We start from the raw sequence: 18,227 nt of genomic DNA, 5'->3' as shown, positions 1-18,227 counted from the left end.
TTGATCTTCTTGGCCTTGGCCTGAAGGTCCTTGACGACTTCAGCAACGGCCAGATCGATACCGCGCTTCAGGTCCATCGGGTTCATGCCGGCAGCGACTGCCTTGGAACCTTCGCGAACGATGGCCTGGGCCAGAACGGTCGCGGTGGTGGTGCCGTCACCGGCGATGTCGTTGGTCTTGGAGGCAACTTCGCGAACGAGCTGTGCGCCCATGTTCTCGAACTTGTCTTCCAGTTCGATTTCCTTGGCGACCGAAACGCCGTCCTTGGTGATGCGCGGAGCGCCGAAGGACTTGTCGATAACGACGTTACGACCCTTCGGGCCGAGGGTTACCTTCACTGCATCAGCAAGAACGTCGACGCCCTTGAGCATCTTTTCGCGTGCTGTGCGGCCGAATTTTACTTCTTTGGCTGCCATTTTCAAAACTCCTGGTTTCGAATGGCCGGACGGGGTCCGGCTTGAAATTTAAGGAAGGATGGGGTGGCCGAAATCAGCCGATGATGCCCATGATGTCGGCTTCCTTCATGATCAGAAGGTCTTCGCCGTTGAGCTTGACTTCGGTGCCCGACCACTTGCCGAACAGAACGCGATCGCCAACCTTGACGTCGAGAGCGACGACCTTGCCGGCTTCGTCACGTGCGCCGGAACCGACGGCGACGATTTCGCCTTCCTGCGGCTTTTCCTTGGCGGTGTCGGGAATGATGATGCCGCCCTTGGTCTTTTCTTCGGACTCAACGCGACGAACAACGACGCGATCGTGAAGCGGGCGGAAATTGGTGCTTGTCATTGTCTAATCCCTCGATCAAATGACTGCGCGAGCTTTTGGAACTCGCCTGATGGGTGTTAGCACTCTCGTTTATCGAGTGCCAGCGGAACCGAGATAAGGAGGGCTTCTTCCGGAGTCAAGAACGCCCTGTCTGAAAAATTTCATGGCCTATGGTTACCAGCGTTCCATGACAGGAATTTCTATGTCTGCGCGATGCTATGAAGCTTCAAATCGGGAGGCTGGAAGGCTCGAAAAGCGCGCCGCTGTCTTCCTCCGGCTTGTCCCGGGAATATGATCTGCCAACGCATTGATTTTCGTGACGGGTTTGGATGCGCGGGATAAGCCTGAGGATGACGTCGAGTGTGACGCGCCATTCCGTTCAGTCCGAAGCCCGGACCGGCGGCGCTTTTTTCCTTGCCATCGGCGTCCCGCTTTGCGATGTGACGCACACACTCTTCTCGCATCCGGAAAGCATCTCATGGCCCACCGCATTCAAACTCTCGGCGAAATCACTGATGGGTTCGACGTTATCCTGTCGGATGTCTGGGGCGTGCTGCACAATGGCGTCAGCGCCTTTCCGGACGCGGCCATTGCCCTGAGAAGCGCGCGCGAGGCCGGCAAGACCGTGGTTCTCATCACCAATTCACCGCGTCCCGCGCCCGGCGTCATCGCCCAGCTGCGTGTGCTCGGCGTGCCCGACGAGGCCTATGACCGCATCGTCACCTCGGGCGATGTAACGCGTGGCCTGATCGCGGAAGGCCCCAGAAAAGTCTTCCTGCTGGGACCGCAGCGGGACATGCCGCTGTTGGAGGGTCTCGATGTCGAGGTGGTTGGCGAGGCCGACGCGGACTCCGTGGTCTGCACCGGCTTCTTCGACGACGAGACGGAGACGCCGGAGGACTATACCGAAATGCTTAAGGGCTTTATTGCCCGCAACGTGCCGATGATCTGCGCCAACCCGGATCTGGTGGTGGAGCGCGGCGAGCGCATCATTCCCTGCGCCGGCGCCATGGCCGCCTATTACGAACAGCTTGGCGGCGAGGTTCGCATCGCCGGAAAGCCGCATGCGCCGATCTATGAGGCCTGCCTTGCAGCGGCCAAGGAGGTGCGCGGCGCCTTCGCCAAGGATCGCGTTCTCGCCATCGGTGACGGCATGCCGACGGATGTGAAGGGCGCGATTGCGAGCGGTCTCAACCTTCTTTATATCAGCGGCGGTATTCACGTCGCCGAATATACGCTGAACGGCCAGACGGACGAGGCGCTTCTCAATGCCTATCTCAAGGGGCAGGGCGCTTCACCCGGCTGGTGGATGCCCCGACTTGCCTGAGGACGCATTTCTACGCCTCGCCTCGGGAATAGCTGGCGCTGGAATGGATCGACTGTCATGACCGTCTTTCACCGCAATGAAAAAAAAGAGCCGCTGCCCGAAGCTCTTCGTGGCGGCGTCGTCGCCATCGGCAATTTCGATGGCGTGCATCGCGGCCACCGGGCCGTGCTGGATCGCGCGCTGGAACTGGCGGAAGCCCGCGGCGTCCCCGCGCTGGTGCTGACCTTCGAGCCGCATCCCCGTTCCGTGTTCAGGCCCGATACGCCGGTCTTTCGCCTCACGCCTGCGCCATTGAAGGCGCGCATCCTTGAGGCCATCGGTTTCCGCTCGGTCATCGAATATCCGTTCGACCGCGAGTTTTCGCAGCGCTCGGCGGAAGAGTTCGTCCAGTCCATCCTGATTGACTGGCTGCATGCGAGCGCCGTCGTCACCGGTTTCGATTTCCATTTCGGCAAGGGCCGGGAAGGTGGGCCGGCATTCCTGATGGAAGCCGGAAAACGCCATGGCTTCGATGTGACGCTGGTGGACGCTTTCCGCGACGAGGGCGCGGATGTCGTCTCTTCCAGCCGGATACGCTCGCTTCTGTGCGAGGGTGATGTGGCGGGCGCCGCAGGCCTGCTTGGTTACCGTTTCACGGTGGAAAGCGAAGTCATCGGCGGCCAGAAGCTTGGCCGCACGCTGGGTTACCCCACCGCCAACATGGCGCTGGCGCCGGAAACGGAACTGAAGGCCGGCATCTATGCCGTCCGCTTCCGCCGACCCGATGGCTCGATCCGCGACGGCGTGGCGAGCTTCGGTTATCGCCCGACGGTCACGGACAACGGCGCGGCGTTGCTCGAAACATTCGTCTTCGATTTTTCGGGCGATCTCTATGGCGAGGTCTGTTCGGTCTCTTTCTTCGGGCATCTGCGCGATGAGTTGAAATTCGATGGTCTCGATCCGCTCGTGGCGCAGATCAAGCGGGATGAAGAAGAGGCGAGGGCGATGCTGTCGGGTGTGCAGCCGCTGAGCGAAGTGGATGCGAAGATCGCGTTTTGAGCAGGCTGTGGGGCATGTCCTTATTCGCCCGCCCCTTGCCGTCGCTTTTCTCTTCCTTTTTACCGGAAAACCGCATAAACAACCGGCCATGTCCCAATACCGGTTGAAATTTGCAGTTCAGATTGGCCGAATTATTGGCCCGGCCTTCCGCCCGCTCTGAGAGAGCCGGAAGGTCCGGGATTTTGGCGCTTCTGTGACAGACGGACGTGGCGCTTTCCGAATTTGCCCTCTTTGCAATTGATATGGCGCGGCCCGCACGGCGCGCAACAACGGTATGATCATGAGCGACACCGCAGAAAAACTGGACTACTCCACCACCCTCTATCTTCCGCAGACGGATTTTCCGATGCGCGCCGGCCTGCCGCAGAAAGAACCGGAAACGGTGAAGCGCTGGCAGGAAATGGGTCTCTACAAGAAGCTGCGCGCCTCGGCCGCCGGCCGCGAGAAATTCGTGCTGCATGACGGCCCGCCCTATGCCAACGGCAATATCCATATCGGCCATGCGCTGAACAAGATCCTGAAAGACGTCATCACCCGCTCGTTCCAGATGCGCGGTTACGACGCCAATTACGTGCCCGGCTGGGATTGCCACGGCCTGCCGATCGAATGGAAGATCGAGGAAGCCTACCGCGCCAAGGGCAAGAACAAGGACGAGGTTCCGGTCAACGAATTCCGCAAGGAGTGCCGTGAGTTTGCGGCCGGCTGGATCAAGGTCCAGTCGGAGGAGTTCAAGCGCCTCGGCATCGAGGGTGACTTCGAAAACCCCTACACGACCATGAACTTCCACGCGGAAGCCCGCATCGCCGGCGAACTTTTGAAGATCGCCAAGAGCGGCCAGCTCTACCGCGGTTCCAAGCCGATCATGTGGTCGGTCGTGGAGCGCACGGCGCTGGCGGAAGCGGAAGTCGAATATCATGACGTCGAGAGTGACACGATCTGGGTGAAGTTCCCGGTCGTTGAAGGCTCTGCTGAGCTTGATGGCGCTTCCATCGTTATCTGGACGACCACGCCGTGGACGATCCCCGGCAACCGTGCCATCTCGTTTTCGTCGCGCATCGCCTATGGCCTTTATGAGGTCACGGCGGCGGCCAATGATTTCGGACCGCAGCCGGGCGAAAAGCTCGTCTTCGCAGACAAGCTGGCAGCCGAATGCTTTGCCAAGGCGAAGCTCGAATTCACACGCCTGCGCGATGTGAAGGCGGAGGAGCTCGCCGCTGTTACCTGCGCCCACCCGCTGGCATCGCTGGGTTACACCTTCCCTGTTCCGGTTCTCGATGGCGATCACGTCACAGACGATGCCGGTACCGGCTTCGTGCACACAGCCCCCGGCCATGGCCGCGAGGACTTTGACGCGTGGATGGCGCAGGCGCGCGATCTGGAAGCGCGCGGCATCTCCTCCAAGATCCCATTCACGGTCGGCGATGACGGTTTCTACACCGAAGACGCCCCCGGTTTCGGCCCGTCGGCCGAAGGCGGTGCCGCCCGTGTCATGGACGATAACGGCAAGAAGGGTGACGCCAATGACCGCGTCATCAAGGCGCTGATCGCGGAAAACAACCTGTTCGCCCGCGGCCGTCTGAAGCACAGCTATCCGCATAGCTGGCGCTCCAAGAAGCCTGTCATCTTCCGCAACACGCCGCAATGGTTCGTCTATATGGACAAGGAACTGGGCGACGGCACGACGCTGCGCTCCCGTTCGCTTTCCGCCATCGACCAGACCCGCTTCGTGCCGGCTTCCGGCCAGAACCGCCTGCGCGCCATGATCGAAGGCCGCCCGGACTGGGTTCTGTCGCGCCAGCGCAGCTGGGGCGTGCCGATCGCCGTCTTCGCCGACGAGAAAGGTGAAGTTCTGATCGACGAAGCCGTCAACGCCCGCATCCTCGAGGCTTTCGAGGCCGAAGGCGCGGACGCCTGGTTCGCCGAAGGCGCCAAGGAACGCTTCCTTGGCAATGACCACGACCATGCCAAGTGGCAGCAGGTCATGGACATCCTCGACGTCTGGTTCGACAGCGGCTGCACTCACACCTTCACGCTGGAAGACCGCCCGGACTTGAAGTGGCCGGCGGATGTCTATCTCGAAGGCTCCGACCAGCATCGCGGCTGGTTCCATTCGTCGCTGCTCGAAAGCTGCGCGACGCGCGGCCGTGCGCCTTACAATGCCGTTGTGACCCACGGTTTCACCATGGATGAGCAGGGGCGCAAACAGTCGAAGTCGCTGGGCAACGTGGTTGCTCCGCAGGAAGTCATGAGCCAGTCGGGTGCCGACATCCTGCGCCTGTGGGTGATGACCACGGATTACTGGGAAGACCAGCGCCTCGGTAAGGCCATCATCCAGACCAATGTCGATGCCTATCGCAAGCTGCGCAACACCATCCGCTGGATGCTCGGTACGCTCGCCCATTACAAGGGTGAGGAGATCGCCTATGACGATCTGCCGGAGCTGGAAAAGCTGGTGCTGCACCGCCTGTCCGAACTGGATGGCGTTGTTCGCGAAGGTTATGACGGCTTCGAGTTCAAGAAGATCACCCGTGCGCTGATCGACTTTGCCAATGTCGAGCTTTCGGCCTTCTATTTCGACGTCCGCAAGGACACGCTGTATTGCGACGCGCCGTCGTCGCTGAAGCGCCGCGCGGCCCTGTCGGTCATCGCCAAGCTGTTCGATTGCCTGGTGACGTGGCTTGCCCCCATGCTGCCCTTCACCACGGAAGAAGCGTGGCTGTCGCGCTACCCGGATGCGGAGTCGGTGCATCTCGCCCAGTTCCCGGAAATCCCGGCAAACTGGAAGAATGATGCGCTGGAAGCGAAGTGGGAGAAAATCCGCAAGGTCCGCACCGTCGTGACGGGCGCGCTTGAAGTCGAGCGCCGTGAAAAGCGCATCGGTTCTTCGCTGGAAGCGGCTCCGGTCGTCCACATCGCCGACGCCGATCTTCTGGCCGCGCTGAAGGATCAGGACTTCGCCGAAATCTGTATCACCTCGGCCATCACGGTTGTGGGTGACGAAGGCCCTGCCGACGGTTTCCGCCTGCCGGAAGTTCCGAAGGTCGTGGTCGAGCAGAAGCTCGCGGAAGGTGAAAAATGCGCGCGTTCGTGGCGCATCACCACCGATGTCGGCTCCGATCCGGATTATCCCGATGTCTCGGCGCGCGATGCGGCCGCCCTGCGCGAGCTTGCGGCCCTGGCATAATGAAAATGGCCGGATGAATTGCGCTTTGCCTCTTCATCCGGTACACCTGCCTGAAAATGGCCGGATTTACAGGGCAATGCGGGCTGCCGCCTGCCGAAAGACGATGTCTGGCGAAGTGGGACGGACGGCTGGAAGGGTTTCAATGAAGACGATGCAGGGTAATGCGCAGGGTTTGGGCATGTTTCGCACGGTGGTTGGCGTCACGACGATAGGCGTGCTGCTCGGCGCGTGCACGAGCCCGACCTACGGTACGGGCAAGACGGCAGCCGAACAGCTTGTCGACGATCTCGGCAACGCAACCTCGATCACCGGCGACCAGACCAAGCGCAACCTGAAATATGGTCCTCGCCCGGGCCTCGTCGTTCCCGCCCAGGCCCGTGCCGAGCAGCTGGCTCAGCCGCAGCAGAACATGGCGAGCCGCGAAAACAATCCGCAATGGGTCGAATCGCCGGAAGAAACCCGCGAACGCCTGCGCGATGAGGCGGATGCCAACAAGAACAACCCGCATTATCGTTCGCCGCTGCTCGCCGGCAACGGCACCGCCGGTCAGATGACGGAAAGCCAGAAGTGGGAAGCCTTCCGCAAGGCCAAGGCCGAAGCCCAGGGCGGCTCTGTGGTCAACGCCCAGCGCAAGTTCCTCACCGATCCGCCGGCCGAATATCGCAGCGTTCCGCAGGATCAGCTGACCGATCTCGGCGAGCCGGAGCAGAAAAAGGAAAAGCGCCGCAAGAAAGAAGCGGCAATGGCCGGCACCGGCAAGAGCTGGTGGAACCCCTTCCAGTAATGGCGAATGGTTGATGGCTGGCGGGAAGGCTTACGCCTCCCGCGAGTCGCTCAGTCGTCGAGACGTTTCCCGCGGAAAAATTGCCGCAGGATGTCAGCACTTTCACTCTCCGCCAGTCCCGAATAAACATCCGGCGCATGATGGCATGTCGGCTGGCTGAAAAACCGCACGCCACTCTCCACTGCACCGCCCTTCGGGTCTTGCGCGCCATAATAGAGCCGACGGATACGGGCAAATGAAATTGCCGCCGCGCACATGGTGCAAGGCTCCAGTGTCACATAGAGATCGGCACCGGGCAGGCGTTCCTGTCCCAGCGCCTCGCAGGCCATACGGATCACGGCGATTTCAGCATGCGCCGTCACATCGTTCAATTCACGGGTGCGGTTGCCGGAACGGGCGATGACGCGACCGTCCAGTACCAGTACGGCACCGATTGGAACCTCCTGCCGCTCGCCGGCGGCACGGGCTTCCCAAAGCGCCAGCTCCATGAAATGCGTCCTTTCGGCCATTGCGTTTCAATTTCCTCTTAACCCTTGTGCTTGGACCTGATAGGACAGCCCAAACAACAGGCAAACAGCAAATGACTTTTAAAGACAAGCCGAAGCGTGACGGCGGCAAGACATTTAGCCGAGACAGGAAGCCGAAAGGCCCCGGCAAACCCGCCGCCGAGCGCGAAAAGAAACCTGCCGAGGCAAAGGCCGCCCCGGTGCCGGAAACCGTTGGCGCCTCGAAGCCCGAGCGCATTTCCAAGATCATGGCGCGCGCCGGCGTGGCTTCGCGCCGCGATGTCGAGCGCATGATCATGGAGGGCCGCGTGTCGTTGAACGGCGTCAAGCTGGATACGCCTGTCGTCAACGCCACGCTGTCGGACAAGATCGAAGTGGATGGCATGCCGATTCGCGGCGCCGAGCGCACGCGGCTGTGGCTTTATCACAAGCCCGCCGGTCTGGTGACCACCAATTCCGACCCGGAAGGCCGCCCGACCGTTTTCGACAATCTGCCGAGCGAACTGCCGCGCGTCCTCTCCATCGGCCGCCTCGATATCAATACCGAAGGCTTGCTGCTGCTTACCAATGATGGCGGTCTTTCCCGCGTTCTGGAATTGCCGACCACCGGCTGGCTGCGCCGTTACCGCGTGCGCGCCCATGGTGAGGTGGATCAGGCGGCGCTCGACAAGCTGAAGGAAGGCATCGCCGTCGATGGCGTGCTCTACGGCGCGATCGACGCCACGCTTGACCGTACCCAGGGCCACAACGTCTGGATCAGCATGGGCCTGCGCGAAGGCAAGAACCGCGAGATCAAGAACGTGCTCGGCGCGCTCGGCCTCGAGGTCAACCGTCTGATCCGCGTTTCCTACGGTCCGTTCCAGCTGGGTGATCTGCCCGAAGGCAAGGTGCTGGAAGTACGTGGCCGGATGCTGCGCGACCAGCTCGGCCCGCGCCTGATCGAACAGGCGGGCGCCAATTTCGATGCGCCGATCTACAATGCCCCCGTTGAGGACGAGGAAGACAACGCGCCGAAGCGGCCCGCGAAGGCCGAATGGGCAAAGAGCGATGCGCCGGAAGGCAAGCCACGCTTCGAAAAAGGCGGCAAGTCCGAGGACCGCCGTGAAAAGGCGCTTGGCCGCCTCGACACCAAGCGGGGCGACAAGCCCGCCGGCAAGTTCGGCGCCAAGGGCCGCACCGAGGATGAGGGTGACGACCGCCGCCCCCGCCAGCCTGCCGGCACAAGCCGCACGGCCAATGTCTGGATGGCGCCTGGCGCGAAGCCGACCCGTGACGGCAAGGAACGCAAGTCGTCTGCCCGTGCTGAGGCGGAAAGCCTGTTCAAGAAGCCTTCTGCGCAGGACGAAGCCCGCCGCAGCCTCGTGCGCCATGCCGATGAAGACGGTGAGTGGATTCGTTCCGAACCCACCCGCGACGATGACCGCGGGCAGGGCCGTGGCGATCGCTCCGCACGTGGCGAGAAGAATTTTGGCGATCGTGGCGGACGCGGCGGCAAGTCGTTCGGCGATCGGCCGTTCCGCGACCGTCCCCGTGAAGATGGCGACCGCCCGCGTGGTGCCAAGCCGTTTGGTGACCGTCCGGCCCGGGGCGACAAACCCTTCGGCGACCGGCCCTTCCGTGACCGCCCGCGCGAAGACGGTGACCGTCCGCGCAGCGACCGCCCACGTGGCGAAAAGAGTTTCGGCGATCGCACCGCCCGGGGGGAAAGACCCGCTGGTGACCGTCCGTTCCGCGACAGACCCCGTGACGACGGTGATCGCGCCCGCGGCGAGCGGCCAGCGGGTGACAAGCCCCGCGGCGGCAAGCCGGGCGGCAAACCCGGCTTTGGCAAGCCGTCCTTCGGAAAATCGGGCGAGCGTGGCGAACGTTCGGGGTTTTCCGGAAAAGGCGCTGGCGGCAAGGGCCCCGGCGGTAATAAGCCGGGCGGCAAGGGCCCGGGTGGCAAACCTTCTGGAGGCAGGGGAATGACACGTAATGCGGATCGTAGGCGGTGAGTTCCGCGGCCGGAGCTTGGCCGCGCCGAAAACAAATTCCATTCGCCCGACCATCGACAGGACGCGGGAAAGCCTCTTCAACATTCTGAGCCATGCCTATCCGGAAAGTCTGGATGGCACGCGCGTTCTGGACGTTTTCGCCGGGACCGGTGCGGTCGGGCTGGAGGCGCTTTCGCGCGGCTGTCGTGTGGCGCTCTTCGTCGAAAACGGCGTCGAGGGCAGGGGGCTGCTTTGGGAAAATATCGATGCGCTGGGTCTGCATGGCCGCGCCCGCATCTTGCGGCGTGATGCCACCAAGCTCGGTGGCGTCAACAATATCGAGCCGTTCGATCTTCTTTTCGCCGATCCACCTTATGGCTATGGCCATGGCGAAAAGGCTTTCACGGCTGCCCATAGTGGCGGTTGGCTCAACGCCGGCGCGCTTGCCATTCTGGAAGAGCGCGGCGATGTGACGGTCAATGTCGATCCGGCGTTCAAGCTGCTTGAAAGCCGCATCTTCGGCGACACGAAGATGCATTTCTACCGCTACGAGCCCTGACGGGGAGTGCCCCGTCACGCCACGGTCTTGTCGTGTTTGCCGGATAGGCAGACCCCTTCACCGTGGTAACCAGTTTTGGGTGTTTCGCATGGATCAGGCTGGGAACGAAAGCGTCACGATCGTCCGCGCCGGAGAAGAAGTTCTCGAAGGCGATGGTGCGGGCAATCATGAGCCGACATTCGGACTGGCGCTCGGCGGCGGCGGCGCACGCGGCATCTGCCATATCAACGTTATCGAGGCTTTCGACGAACTCGGCATCCGGCCCGTGGCAATTTCCGGTTCGTCCATCGGCTCCATCATCGGCGCGGGCATGGCGGCCGGCATGTCTGGCCGCGAAATCCGCGAATACACGCTGGAACTCATGGGACGCAAAGGTTCGGTCGCCAACCGGCTCTGGAGCCTCGGCCCGGCATCGATGCGCCATGCGGTGGACGGTTTTCGTCTCGGCCAGTTCAATCTCGAACTCATTCTCCACGCCTTGATGCCACAGGCGCTGCCGAAGGATTTTTCCGAACTCGCCATTCCGCTCAAAGTGATAACCACGGATTATTACGCCCAGACCGAAGTGGTAGTCGAGAGCGGCGAGATCATCCAGGCGCTGGCGGCTTCAGCCGCCATTCCGGCGCTGTTCATGCCTGTTCGTATCGATGGCCGCATCATGATCGATGGCGGTATCTTCAATCCGGTCCCGTATGAACATTTGCTGGATCACGCCGATATCGTCATTGGCGTCGATGTTGTCGGTGGTCCGGAAGGGGATGGAACCACCATGCCCAGCCGATTGGAAAGCCTGTTCGGCGCCAGCCAGCTGATGATGCAGGCGGCGATTGCTCTGAAGCTCAGACTGCGCCCGCCACACATTTTCCTACGCCCACCGGTTCACCGTTTCGGCGTGCTGGACTTCCTGAAGTCGGAAGAGGTGCTGAACGCGTCGTCCAGCATCAAGAATGATCTGAAACGCCAGATCGAACTGCAGGTAGAGCTGTTTCATCGCGGGCACGGCATGGAGGCTTAAGCAGCAATCCCTGAGTATTCGCTAGGAACGAGCGGGTACCACGCATTTCTTCTCCCCGCCGGGGAGAAGGTGGCCCGAAGGGTCGGATGAGGGGGCAACGCCAGCGATTGACAGAACCCTTGCCCCCTCATCCCGCTGCCGCGGACTTCTGCCCGGCGGGGAGAAGAGACAAGTGGCGCTATCCCAGCCACTACGAAGAACGCATTTCACAACGACACCTCCGTCTCGCTGTCCTCCATATCCTCTTCTTCCTCCCGCTTTTCCGCCTTGTTCTTCGGCTTCATCAGCGGTTCCGGCTTCACCTCGCGTACCGGCTTGTTGTGCAGCATTTGCCGGCCGGCGGCGAGGCCTTCCACGGCTTGCAACTGCAGTCGCTCCTCATCGCGTTCGCGAATGTCGTCGGCAATCGCCAGAGCCCTGTCGCCATCCATATCGAGCCCCTCGAGAATACGCCTGCCAAACAGCAGGCCGGATTCCAGCGTTTCGCGGAGCTCATATTCCACGCCCTTCTTTCTAAGGTCGATCGAATGAATGCGGTCATAGGAGCGGGCATAGATGCGAACGCTTGGAAATTCCGACTGGATCATGTCGATGATACGGTCGGTGACTTCCTTCTTGTGGGTGCAGACAGCCACCAGATCGGCCCGTTCGATGCCGGCGGCGATCAGCACGTCCTTGCGGGTGCCATCACCGAAAAAGATACGGAAACCGAAACGGGCGGCCTGACGCACGCGATCGGCGGAACTGTCGATCACGGTCACGTCGCGCCCGCCGGCGAGAAGGATCTGCGAGGCGATCTGACCGAAACGGGAAAAGCCGATCATCAGCACATCCGCTCCGGCTCCGTCGAAATCCTCTTCCAGCTTGTCTTCTTCCGCATCCTCCGCCGTCAGCCGGCGTGAAATCACCGCAAGAAGCGGCGTCAGCGCCATGGAGAGCGTAACGACGGCAACGAGGATCGACGCGGTTGCCTGCGGAAACAGCCCCGAGGCGGCCGCCGTGGTGAAGAGCACGAAGCCGAATTCGCCGCCCTGCGCCAGAAGCAGCGCGATGCGGCTCGATGCATAACGCGACGAGCCGGCGATGCGGCAGAGACCATAGATCAGCGCCGCCTTCACCGCCATCATGACAGGCACGGCGATCAGGATAAGCACGATGTTCTCATAAACGATATGGACGTGCAGCGACATGCCGACGGCCATGAAGAACAATGCCAGGAACAATCCGCGAAACGGCTCTATATCGGCCTCCAGCTCGTGCCGATAGGAGGACTCCGACAGCATCAACCCCGCCAGCAACGCGCCCATGCCCATCGACAGGCCGACCGCCTCCATGATCGCGGCGGCGCCGATGACGACGAAGAGGGCGGCGGCGATCATCACCTCCCGCGCGCCGGTGCGGGCGATGATCTGGAACATTGGGGTGAGAAGATACCGCCCGGCAAGGATCATTCCGGCCACCGCGACGACGGAGGCGATGAGATCGGACACCATGGAATCCGTCGGGACATCGGGCCGGTTGGAAAGAATGGTGACAAGGGCAAGAAGCGGCACGATGGCGAGATCCTGAAACAGCAGGATCGAGAAGGACCGGTTGCCATGCCTTGTATTCATGTCGCCGTCATCGGCAAGGATCTGCAGTGCAAAGGCGGTGGAGGAAAGCGCAAGGCCGAAACCTGCGACGAGGCTGCCGCGCCAGTCGATCAGCCCCGCCCACCATACAATCGCCGCAAGCACACTGCCCGTCACCAGTACTTGCGCCAGCCCCAGCCCTAAAATATCGCGCCGCATCTGCCAGATGCGCGACGGCTTGAGTTCCAGCCCGATGATGAAGAGCAGGAAAACGACGCCGAGTTCCGAGACGTTGAAGATGTCCTTCGCATCGGTGACCAGATGCAGGAACGGCCCGATGACGATGCCGGCCACCAGATACCCGAGCACGGTGCCAAGTCCGAGTTTGCGGAAAACGGAGGCCGCAATGACCGCGCCGGCCAGAAGCAGCAAGGGTTCGGAAAAGAGAGCGTCGTGCTCGGTCATGCGGGCGAACTTTCGAATAGGGTGGCGATGGCGCCCTCTGGACGGAGAAAGCGACGTTTCGCCCTTGATGCGGGGTTGCTGGCACAATAAATGGAACAGGAATGAAAGGCCAACTCATGTCCTCAGAAATAGATTCTTCCAAACTTCTCGAGCGCGCCAGCCAGCTTGTCGATCTTGCCCGGGCCGCCGGCGCGGATGAGGCGGATGCTGTTGTCGTGCGTTCGCGCTCACAATCGGTCGGCGTGCGGCTCGGCAAGGTGGAAAGCACCGAATCCTCCGAAAGCGACGATTTTTCCCTGCGTGTCTTCGTTGGCCGCCGGGTGGCAAGCGTTTCGGCCAATCCCGGCTTCGATCTGAAGACCTTGGCGGAAAGGGCAGTGGCCATGGCGAAGGTTTCGCCGGAAGACCCCTTTGCCTGCCTTGCGGACAAGGAACGGCTGGCAACTTCCTATGACGATCTCGAGCTTTTCGATGCAACGGACGTGTCTGCGGATCAATTGCGCGAGGCGGCCCTTGCTTCGGAAGAGGCGGCGCTGGCGGTCAAGGGCGTCAGCAATTCCTCGGGTGCTGGCGCGTCGAGCGGCATGGGCGGGCTCGTGCTGGTCACCTCGCATGGCTTTGCCGGCAGCTATATGGGCAGCCGTTTCAGCCGTTCCGTCAGTGTCATCGCCGGCGAAGGCACGAAGATGGAGCGCGACTACGATTTCGACAGCCGCCTTTATTATGCAGATCTCGATGCCGCCGAAGAGATAGGCCGTCGCGCCGGTGAAAAAGTCGTGCGCCGCGTCGGTCCGCGCCAGGTCGATACCGGCAGCAATATCACGGTGGTGTTTGATCCACGCATCGCCCGCGGCTTCGTCGGTGCGATTGCAGGCGCGATCAACGGCGCTTCCGTTGCCCGTAAGACCAGCTTCCTGCGCGACAAGATGGGCCAGCAGGTGCTGAAAAATGGCCTGTACCTCACCGACGATCCTCAGATCGTGCGTGGCCCTTCCTCTCGTCCTTTCGATGGCGAAGGTGTTCGCGGCGAAAAGATGACGATGATTGAGGATGGCGTTTTGAAGCACTGGTTCCTCTCCACCTCCGCGGCACGGGAACTCGGCCTGGAAACCAACGGCCGCGGCGTGCGTGGCGGCACTTCGGTCTCGCCGGCCTCCACCAACCTTGCTCTGGAGCCGGGCGATCTCTCGCCGGAGGACCTGCTGGGGCAGGTCGGGTCGGGCTTTTACGTCACCGAGCTGATCGGCCACGGTGCCAACATGATCACTGGTGAATATAGTTGCGGCGCGAGCGGTTTCTGGATCGAGAACGGCGAAAAGACCTTTCCGGTTTCCGAGGTCACGATTGCCTCGAACCTGAAGGACATGTTCATGCGGATCACGCCAGCCAATGATATTGATCGCAAATACGGCATCGCGGCCCCGACGCTCGCCATCGAAGGCATGACGATCGCAGGCAAGTGAGGCGACCTGCGGGGTTTTCGCTGGCGCTTCATATGCAAGTGCGAACAGAAAAACGGGCGCGCCATCTGAGGCGCGCGGAAAAGACGGCAAGATGAACGACATGGATGAGGCCCGCTGGGCCTCCGATCTGAGGCTGGTCCTCGAAGCCGCCCGCAAGGCGGGCGAGACAGCCCTCGGTTTCTTCCGCAAGGATCCCGAGGTCTGGTGGAAGAATGGCGGGCTTTCGCCGGTCAGCGCGGCCGATTACGCCGCAAATGAAATCCTCGAAACCATTCTGCGCTCCGCCCGGCCGGATTATGGCTGGCTTTCCGAAGAGACGGATGACGATACGGACAGGCTTTCCCGTTCCACCGTCTTTGTGGTCGATCCCATCGACGGCACCCGCGCCTTCATTGGCGGCAGGGATACCTGGTGCATCAGCGTTGCCGTGGTGCATGAAGGGCGACCGGTGGTGGGCGTGCTCGTCGCACCGGCGCTGTCGGAGGAATTTACCGCGATAGAGGGTGGCGTGGCGTTAAAAAACGGAAGCCCCATCTCCGCAAGCGGCGGCAATACCGGCACCTTCCATCTCGCCGCCGCGGCAGAGGCGATCACGCATCTGCCGGAAACGATGCGCAACAATGTCGAGCGTGTCCCGCATGTGCCGTCGCTGGCCTACCGGCTGGCGATGGTGGCGGATGGTCGTATCGACGGTACGCTGGTCATGCCCAACTCACACGAGTGGGACCTGGCCGCGGCGGATCTCATTCTCGAACGCTCCGGCGGCCGGCTTGCCGGTCTGGATGGCAAACCTCTGATGTATAATCGCCGCCGGGTGAACCACCCCGCATTGTGCGCCGCAGCAAATTATGCGCTGCCTGCACTTTTGAAAGCGTTTTCACATCCGTCTGGCAGTTGACGTTTGGCGGGAAATCCCGCAGATGAAGGCCTCTCTCAGAGTTCAAGAAAGAGATAAGACATGACGGAAACTGGCAAACCGAAACAGCTGCTGCACCTCGTCTTCGGCGGCGAACTGGAAAACCTTCAGGATGTTCAGTTCCGGGATTTGAGCGCGCTCGACATCGTCGGCATCTATCCAGATTACGCCTCCGCGCTCACGGCTTGGAAGTCGAAGGCACAGATGACTGTCGATAACGCCCATATGCGTTATTTTATCGTGCATATGCACCGTCTTCTCAATCCTGACGACAAAATTTGAGTCCCTTTGCCCTTGCGTTGTAATACTATTGGATGAAAGCGCGCTTTCCCGTGATTCCTGCGCGAGCGGCGCGGCCCGGGAATGCCGTTACGAGAAAATGTGATCGCGCTTTCGTTTCCGATGACAAAAAATGACGCAATTTGAGAAGAAGTAGGCGGCGATAACAACCAGAACAGGGGCAGGGCATTGCGCGGAATGATCAAGGGCAGACTGTCATGAGCAGCCGTATCGCACGTTTCGCTCTTTCCGGTTACCGCATTGCCGGTATCGCCGCTTACCCGTTTGCCAAGCCCTATCTTTCCTATCGGGCCGCCAAGGGCAAGGAAGACAAACGCCGCCGGCTCGAACGTTTCGGTTATGCGAGTGCCGAGCGCCCGCGCGGGCCGCTCGTCTGGTTCCACGCCGCAAGTGTCGGCGAAACGCTGGCGCTTATTCCGCTCATCCGCGAAATCCGCAAACGCGACATCTTCGTGCTTCTGACCACGGGTACGGTCACCTCGGCCGAACTGACCCGCACCCGGCTCGGCGATGACGTGATCCACCAATATGTGCCGCTCGACATCAAGATCGCGGTCAACCGTTTCCTGACCTACTGGGCACCCGATGCCGCCATCACGGCCGAGTCCGAAATCTGGCCGGTGACGATGATGGAACTGGAGCGTCGGCACATTCCGCAGATCCGGGTCAATGCACGCCTTTCCGACCGTTCCTTCGATCGCTGGAAAGCTCGCCACGACATTGCTGAATCGCTGTTTTCCAAGCTGGCGCTGGTGGTTGCCCAATCCGATCTCGATGCCGAACGTTTCCGCGATCTCGGCTCCTGGCCGGTGGTGATATCGGGTAACCTCAAGGGTGACACCGACCCGCCGCCCTGTGACGAGGCGCTGCTGGAGAGCTACCGCAAGCAGGTCGGCAATCGCAAGACATGGGCGGCGATCTCAACCTTTGACGGTGAGGAGAAGGCCGCGGCCACCGTGCATGCGGCGATCAAGTCGCGCAACGGGCAACTGACCATCATCGTGCCGCGCCATCCCGAGCGTGGAGATGAGGTGGAGGCCATGCTGAAGGGCATGAATCTCTCCGTTGCTCGCCGCAGCCGCAATGATGTGATAACGCCTGAAACCGATATTTTCCTCGGGGACTCCATTGGGGAAATGGGGCTTTACCTGCGGCTGACCGAGCTTGCCTTTGTTGGCCGCTCGCTGACGGCCGAAGGCGGGCAGAACCCGCTGGAGCCTGCCATGCTTGGCTGTGCGGTTTTGTCGGGCGCGCATGTGCAGAACTTCCGCGAGGCCTATCAGAAGCTGATCCGCGCAGGTGGTGGCCGCATCATCCGTGATGTGGAGATGCTGGCAAAGGCGGTGCATTATCTGCTGGTCAACGATAATGAGCGCTACAAGATGATCGATGCGGGCAATCGGGTCATTCAGGATATGCGCGGCGCGCTGTCCTCCACGGTGAAGGCGCTGGAGCCCTATATCAACCCGCTCACCGTTTCCGCCAAGCTGCAGCCGCGGAGCGCCATCGGATCATGGTAGCGGATATAGAACTCAACGCCGCGCAGTCAATCGCCGCAGTGCTTTTCGACAAGGACGGCACGCTGCTGGGCTATGACGCAAGCTGGGGACCGGTGAACCGCGAACTCGCGTCGATTGCGGCCAAGGGAGATCCCGTCCTCGCCGACAGGCTTCTCTCCGCCTGCGGCATGGATCCCGTTACCGGTCATGTGGTGCCCGACAGTCTTCTGGCCGCCGGCAACACGGCGGAGATCGCCGCCGGTCTCGTCGCCGCCGGCTCGCCCTGCGATGTTGTCGAGCTCACGCAACGTCTCGACCGGCTTTTTACCGAGGCCGCGGATAAATCCGTGCCGGTGACCGATCTCAAGGGTTTTTTCGCGAGGCTGAAGGCTCGCGGCTACAAGCTCGGTATCGCCTCCAGCGACAACGAAAACTCCATCCGCCAGACGGCCATCCGCTTCGGTTTCGAAAACGATATCGATTTCGTTGCGGGATATGACAGCGGTTACGGCACCAAGCCGCAGCCCGGCATGGTCCTCGGCTTCTGTCAGGCGATCGGTATCTCTCCCGACCGCGTGGCCGTCGTCGGCGATAATAACCACGATCTGCATATGGCGAAAAACGCTGGCGCGGGTCTAAGGGTCGCCGTTCTCACCGGCACCGGCTCTCGCGAAAGCCTGGGTGCGGATGCCCATTATTGTTTCGATGACATCACCGGGCTCGAAGCGCTGCTGCCGGAAAGGGCTGTTTGAAGCGGTGTCGCACGGTTTGCATTGTCGCGGCACTCTCTAGTCCCGTCATGCCGGCTTTGAGCCGGTATGACGGAGAAAATGGATATCGCGGCGCGCAGATTGAAGTTCCA

The 18,227-nt window shown here is 61.5% G+C and carries 16 protein-coding genes; 12 read left to right on the top strand and 4 right to left on the bottom strand.

Annotation, left to right across the window (positions count from 1 at the left end; translation table 11 throughout):
* The coding region (locus FHW77_RS17085; RefSeq protein WP_286086113.1) for a TCP-1/cpn60 chaperonin family protein at positions 1-416 on the bottom strand (416 nt) is incomplete at its 3' end.
* 73 nt (positions 417-489) lie between these two features.
* Positions 490-786: a co-chaperone GroES gene (gene groES, locus FHW77_RS17080; RefSeq protein WP_004440196.1), complete on the bottom strand. Its 297-nt coding sequence runs from the start codon at positions 784-786 to the stop codon at positions 490-492.
* A 457-nt stretch (positions 787-1,243) separates the two neighbouring features.
* Here groES and FHW77_RS17075 point away from each other — a divergent pair, with 457 nt between their 5' ends.
* From FHW77_RS17075 to FHW77_RS17060, 4 genes are all read left to right on the top strand, one after another.
* Positions 1,244-2,092: a TIGR01459 family HAD-type hydrolase gene (locus FHW77_RS17075; protein WP_004440197.1), complete on the top strand. Its 849-nt coding sequence runs from the start codon at positions 1,244-1,246 to the stop codon at positions 2,090-2,092.
* A 57-nt stretch (positions 2,093-2,149) separates the two neighbouring features.
* Positions 2,150-3,130 carry a bifunctional riboflavin kinase/FAD synthetase gene (locus FHW77_RS17070; protein ID WP_004440200.1) on the top strand — a complete coding sequence of 327 codons (981 nt, stop codon included), beginning with the start codon at positions 2,150-2,152 and terminating at the stop codon, positions 3,128-3,130.
* Positions 3,131-3,410: 280 nt separating this feature from the next.
* Positions 3,411-6,314 (top strand): isoleucine--tRNA ligase, encoded by a 2,904-nt coding sequence (gene ileS / locus FHW77_RS17065; protein ID WP_034496298.1) that lies wholly within the window; start codon positions 3,411-3,413, stop codon positions 6,312-6,314.
* Positions 6,315-6,456: 142 nt separating this feature from the next.
* On the top strand, positions 6,457-7,098 hold the full coding sequence (locus tag FHW77_RS17060) for a hypothetical protein (protein WP_004440212.1): 642 nt from the start codon (positions 6,457-6,459) through the stop codon (positions 7,096-7,098).
* A 50-nt stretch (positions 7,099-7,148) separates the two neighbouring features.
* On the opposite strand, the gene FHW77_RS17055 is transcribed toward FHW77_RS17060, so the two are convergent.
* Positions 7,149-7,607, bottom strand: a complete 459-nt coding sequence (locus FHW77_RS17055; RefSeq protein WP_004440213.1) for a nucleoside deaminase — start codon at positions 7,605-7,607, stop codon at positions 7,149-7,151.
* 71 nt (positions 7,608-7,678) lie between these two features.
* On the opposite strand from FHW77_RS17055, the gene FHW77_RS17050 reads away from it, so the two are divergent.
* The 3 genes from FHW77_RS17050 (at position 7,679) to FHW77_RS17040 (ending at position 11,151) form a co-directional block, all read left to right on the top strand.
* The gene (locus tag FHW77_RS17050; protein ID WP_034495968.1) at positions 7,679-9,598 is read left to right on the top strand and encodes a pseudouridine synthase; all 1,920 of its coding nucleotides are present in this window, start codon (positions 7,679-7,681) and stop codon (positions 9,596-9,598) included.
* Positions 9,579-10,136 (top strand): 16S rRNA (guanine(966)-N(2))-methyltransferase RsmD, encoded by a 558-nt coding sequence (gene rsmD, locus FHW77_RS17045; protein WP_034495966.1) that lies wholly within the window; start codon positions 9,579-9,581, stop codon positions 10,134-10,136. Before FHW77_RS17050 ends, rsmD begins: the two co-directional genes overlap by 20 nt.
* Positions 10,137-10,224: 88 nt before the next feature.
* Positions 10,225-11,151: a patatin-like phospholipase family protein gene (locus tag FHW77_RS17040; RefSeq protein WP_034496294.1), complete on the top strand. Its 927-nt coding sequence runs from the start codon at positions 10,225-10,227 to the stop codon at positions 11,149-11,151.
* A 206-nt stretch (positions 11,152-11,357) separates the two neighbouring features.
* Here FHW77_RS17040 and FHW77_RS17035 read toward each other — a convergent pair whose 3' ends face one another.
* Positions 11,358-13,187 carry a monovalent cation:proton antiporter-2 (CPA2) family protein gene (locus tag FHW77_RS17035; RefSeq protein ID WP_004440219.1) on the bottom strand — a complete coding sequence of 610 codons (1,830 nt, stop codon included), beginning with the start codon at positions 13,185-13,187 and terminating at the stop codon, positions 11,358-11,360.
* Positions 13,188-13,303: 116 nt separating this feature from the next.
* Here FHW77_RS17035 and FHW77_RS17030 point away from each other — a divergent pair, with 116 nt between their 5' ends.
* The 5 genes from FHW77_RS17030 (at position 13,304) to FHW77_RS17010 (ending at position 18,117) form a co-directional block, all read left to right on the top strand.
* Positions 13,304-14,650 carry a TldD/PmbA family protein gene (locus FHW77_RS17030; protein WP_034496291.1) on the top strand — a complete coding sequence of 449 codons (1,347 nt, stop codon included), beginning with the start codon at positions 13,304-13,306 and terminating at the stop codon, positions 14,648-14,650.
* A 91-nt stretch (positions 14,651-14,741) separates the two neighbouring features.
* Positions 14,742-15,548 carry a 3'(2'),5'-bisphosphate nucleotidase CysQ gene (locus FHW77_RS17025; RefSeq protein ID WP_004440221.1) on the top strand — a complete coding sequence of 269 codons (807 nt, stop codon included), beginning with the start codon at positions 14,742-14,744 and terminating at the stop codon, positions 15,546-15,548.
* 60 nt (positions 15,549-15,608) lie between these two features.
* Positions 15,609-15,848: a DUF4170 domain-containing protein gene (locus FHW77_RS17020; RefSeq protein WP_004440223.1), complete on the top strand. Its 240-nt coding sequence runs from the start codon at positions 15,609-15,611 to the stop codon at positions 15,846-15,848.
* A 215-nt stretch (positions 15,849-16,063) separates the two neighbouring features.
* On the top strand, positions 16,064-17,386 hold the full coding sequence (gene waaA, locus FHW77_RS17015) for a lipid IV(A) 3-deoxy-D-manno-octulosonic acid transferase (protein ID WP_006699512.1): 1,323 nt from the start codon (positions 16,064-16,066) through the stop codon (positions 17,384-17,386).
* A complete protein-coding gene (locus FHW77_RS17010; RefSeq protein WP_004440228.1) occupies positions 17,380-18,117 on the top strand; it encodes an HAD family hydrolase in 738 nt (245 codons plus the stop codon). Before waaA ends, FHW77_RS17010 begins: the two co-directional genes overlap by 7 nt.
* Positions 18,118-18,227: the final 110 nt, after the last annotated feature.

The sequence above is a fragment of the Agrobacterium sp. RC10-4-1 genome, assembly GCF_014138475.1.
Classification (GTDB): Bacteria; Pseudomonadota; Alphaproteobacteria; order Rhizobiales; family Rhizobiaceae; genus Agrobacterium; species Agrobacterium pusense.
Note: the sequence above shows the minus strand (reverse complement) of the source record. Positions and strands in the feature narration are given on the sequence as shown.